General features: G+C 41.1%; 3 protein-coding genes. All 3 read right to left on the reverse strand.

From position 1 onward, the window contains the following. The coding region (locus Q1V93_RS17555; protein WP_300666464.1) for an ATP-binding protein at window positions 1-1,344 on the reverse strand (1,344 nt) is incomplete at its 3' end. A gap of 159 nt (window positions 1,345-1,503) precedes the next feature. Further along, on the reverse strand, window positions 1,504-3,117 hold the full coding sequence (locus Q1V93_RS17560) for a hypothetical protein (protein ID WP_300666465.1): 1,614 nt from the start codon (window positions 3,115-3,117) through the stop codon (window positions 1,504-1,506). Window positions 3,118-3,128: 11 nt separating this feature from the next. Then, window positions 3,129-3,662: a glutathione peroxidase gene (locus Q1V93_RS17565; protein WP_300666467.1), complete on the reverse strand. Its 534-nt coding sequence runs from the start codon at window positions 3,660-3,662 to the stop codon at window positions 3,129-3,131. Window positions 3,663-3,824: the final 162 nt, after the last annotated feature.

Raw genomic sequence — 3,824 nt, forward strand, 5'->3', positions numbered from 1 at the left:
TAATCGGTCGCGACCTTGTTTTGCAGTTCCACCCGCCGAATCTCCCTCGACAAGGTAAATCTCACAAATTGCAGGATCTTTTTCAGAACAATCCGCCAATTTCCCCGGTAAACCTGAGCCTGACATCACGTTCTTACGTTGAACCATTTCACGTGCCTTACGAGCTGCGTGACGTGCTCTTGCTGCAAGAATCACTTTATCAACAATGATCTTTGCTTCTGCCGGATGCTCCTCCAGGTAAATGGATAACATTTCTGAAACCGCCTGGGAAACAGGAGCTGTAACTTCACGGTTACCCAATTTCGTTTTTGTTTGTCCTTCGAACTGAGGTTCCTGAACTTTTACAGAAACAACTGCAGTCAAACCTTCACGGAAGTCATCACCATCAATTTCGATTTTCTCTCTTGCCAGCATTCCACTGTCAGTAGCATACTTTTTAAGCGTATTTGTCAAACCACGACGGAAACCGGATAAGTGAGTTCCTCCTTCATGCGTGTTGATGTTGTTGACGTATGCCTGAATATTTTCCGTGTAAGAAGTGTTGTAAGTCAAAGCAACTTCAACCGGAATTCCTTCACGTTCTCCTTCAAAGTAAATCACGTCAGTGATCAATGGTTCGCGGTTGCGATCCAGGTACTGCGCAAATTCACGCAAACCTCCTTCCGAATGAAAGATGTTGGAAGTTGCTTTTCCGTTTTCGTCAACCTCGCGTAAATCGGTGATTGTGATGGTAATTCCTTTGTTCAGGAAAGCCAGCTCACGCATTCTCGCACAAAGCGTATCGTAATTGTATTCTGTAAATTCAAAAATGGTTCCGTCCGGTTTGAAAGTAACTTCCGTTCCGTGGGCATCAGAATTTCCAACTTCACGAACATCATACAATGGTTTCCCGATGTTGTATTCCTGTTCAAAGATCTTTCCGTCGCGGTGAACAACTGCATGCAAGTGAGTAGACAATGCGTTCACACACGAAACCCCAACACCGTGAAGACCACCGGAAACTTTGTAAGTATCTTTATCAAACTTACCACCGGCATGAAGAACCGTCATGACGATCTCAAGTGCTGATTTTCCTTCTTTTTTGTTGATTCCCGTTGGAATTCCGCGACCGTTATCTTTGACGGTAATTGAATTGTCTTCGTTGATCCACACACCGATCGTGTCACAATGACCAGCCAAAGCCTCATCGATGGAGTTATCAACAACCTCGTAAACAAGGTGGTGAAGACCTTTCACGCCAACATCCCCGATGTACATCGCCGGACGTTTACGTACTGCTTCTAAACCTTCTAATACCTGTATATTATCCGCGGAATAATCCTGATTCTTTTTTTCTTCGCTCATAAAATAAGTTGCTTAAAAAATGCACTTTTTCAGTGCAGAACAAATATACGAAATTCAACCCGTTTTTTGAGCCAAAAAGGGTTAAAACGCTAGTATTTATCAACAAAATATTAACGAATTAAAAACAAAAAAGCTCCGATCAAATCGGAGCTTTTTTTCTTACTCAAGAACTTTAATTCTGATCATAATGTCCTGCTTACTTTTGATGTAGCATTCCAATGCAAATTCGTCATCATCGAGTGCAACGATACGTTCTGTGTTGAACTGGAACAAATCGTAACCCTGCGCATCCCGGGTGTCTAAAATCGACAACTTGCGAACCTCTCCGGTCTCTTTGTTAATTTGGTACGCAGTCAGGAATCCGCCTTTACCGTCAACGTGTCTTTCAGGAACCTTGTTTTCTGCCAATTCGAGGTTTTTGATATTGTCAAGGAACATGAAGTAATAGTTGTTTTTCGAAACGATCAAACGGTAGCCTAATCCGCCACGGTACCAGGAACTGTAAGTTGTCGGGCTGACTTGTTTCTTCGGAAGTTTCTTCATGTAAACCAACTCACCGTTTTTGTTGATTTTTCCGGCAAGCATTTCTTCGTAGTAATGTGTATAGGTATACTGCCCCGTTTTAGAGTTATAATGACTGACTACGTAATATTTTTCACTCGCAAACAAAATGCTTCCGTCATCCGCAATGTGCAACTCACGCAAAACCATGTTTGTGATCCCGATATCTTTTCCTTTTTCCTCTTTTTTGTCCATTTTGTCCTGACTTCTCTGAGACATGAACTGCTTGATCAATTGCGTCGGGATCTCGAAAGACCTGAAATCAGCCTGGTCGCCAGATTTGTCGATAGCACAGTAAAAAAGACCATCTACCTGAACTCCTCTTTTGTTTCCGTAGAAACCTGCCAATAAAAGCGCGTTGTTTTTTCCTTCAAAGAAATTTACCTGCGTTACATATTTTCCTTGAACATCAATGTTGGAAGCGTCTACATCTACACCTGATTCAGAAACAGAAACTAACTGATAGTCAAAATTCGGATTGTCATCGCGATCGTATCTTCTGGTTTCCCCGTCTTTCATGACTTCTGTCAAAACGAAAACGTTCCCGTCTGAATCCACTGTGTAATCGATGTTATTCATACGAGCTTCCGTATAGGGCATCTCAACGTCTTTCCCCCAAACCTGCTTCAAATCTGTGTTGAATACGTACAGACCGATTACATCTTTGTTGATTTTATCGTTACGGGATTCCGGCTTCTTGCGGAAATAGATCAATAACTTGGAATTGTCGAAAGAAGTAGCCAGTTTGAATTTGTTTCCGTCACCACCGGTTACTTTACCTTCCACTGCAATGACGCGTTCTCCTTCGTTTTCAAACTTCCCGGAATCCAGGTTAATGGCTCTTACATAAAGCTGCTCTGTTTTATTTGCTTTGTCCCAAACAGAGAACAACAAGTAAACGAAGTTTTCTGTTTCCAGGTCATCTTCGTAAACCGTTCCTTTCGGGAAATCATCATACACTTCAATGGATTCCTGGGCAATTTTCGCACCTGAGAATTTTTGTAAGGTCACTTTCCCTTTGGTCATTTTAAAGGAAACAACATTTCCATCTTTGGATGCGTAGCTTTTAATAGCAGCATCTACGACCGGATACGGAGTTCCGCATTCGTATTGGAATTCTTTTGATGTAGTAATTTTCTCATCTTGCGCTAGTACGCTGCTGAAAAAGGTGGCGCCAACAAATGCTAAGGTAGCGAGGTTTCTAATTTTCATTCGTATGTATGTTATTTGTTTACGATCCAGCCCACAATCTCTTCCGAGAGTGGTTTCGTTGAAGGGGCGATGACTTTTACCAATTTGCCTTCTTCATTGATCAGGTATTTCTGAAAATTCCATTTCACGGAATTGTCGGAGTAACCGTTTTTTGATTTTTCAGTCAGGAACTGATATAAAGGATGTTTGTCTTTTCCTTTGACTTCGATTTTGCTCATCATGGGAAAGCTTACACCATAATTTTTGGAACAAAACGCCTTGATTTCTTCGTTGCTCCCGGGTTCCTGGGACATGAAGTCATTGGACGGAAAACCGATGATAACGAAATTGCTGTCTTTGTAGGTTTTGTAAAGCTTTTCAAGTTCTTCGTACTGAGGAGTGAAACCGCATTTGGAAGCGGTATTGACAATCATGACTTTCTTGCCTTTTAACGATGCCAGGTTGAACTCGTTTCCGTCAATATCAGTAACTTTAAAGTCATAGATCGTTTGGCTTGTACTCACAAACGCAATCAGGAGTAATGAAATGGATAACAATGTTTTCATAGCATCAATTTAACGGTGCTTTTTTCAAATGAAAAGCAACTTTTTTTTAAAATTAACGAATAAGTAGACATGAAATATCAATTAGCGATTTTTTCACTTTTCGTTACATTTTTTTTGAGCGCTCAAATTGAGGGAGTTTGGAAAGGATTGTTGATTAAGGAC

Source organism: Fluviicola sp., from assembly GCF_030151805.1.
In the GTDB taxonomy this organism is placed as follows: domain Bacteria; phylum Bacteroidota; class Bacteroidia; order Flavobacteriales_D; family Crocinitomicaceae; genus Fluviicola.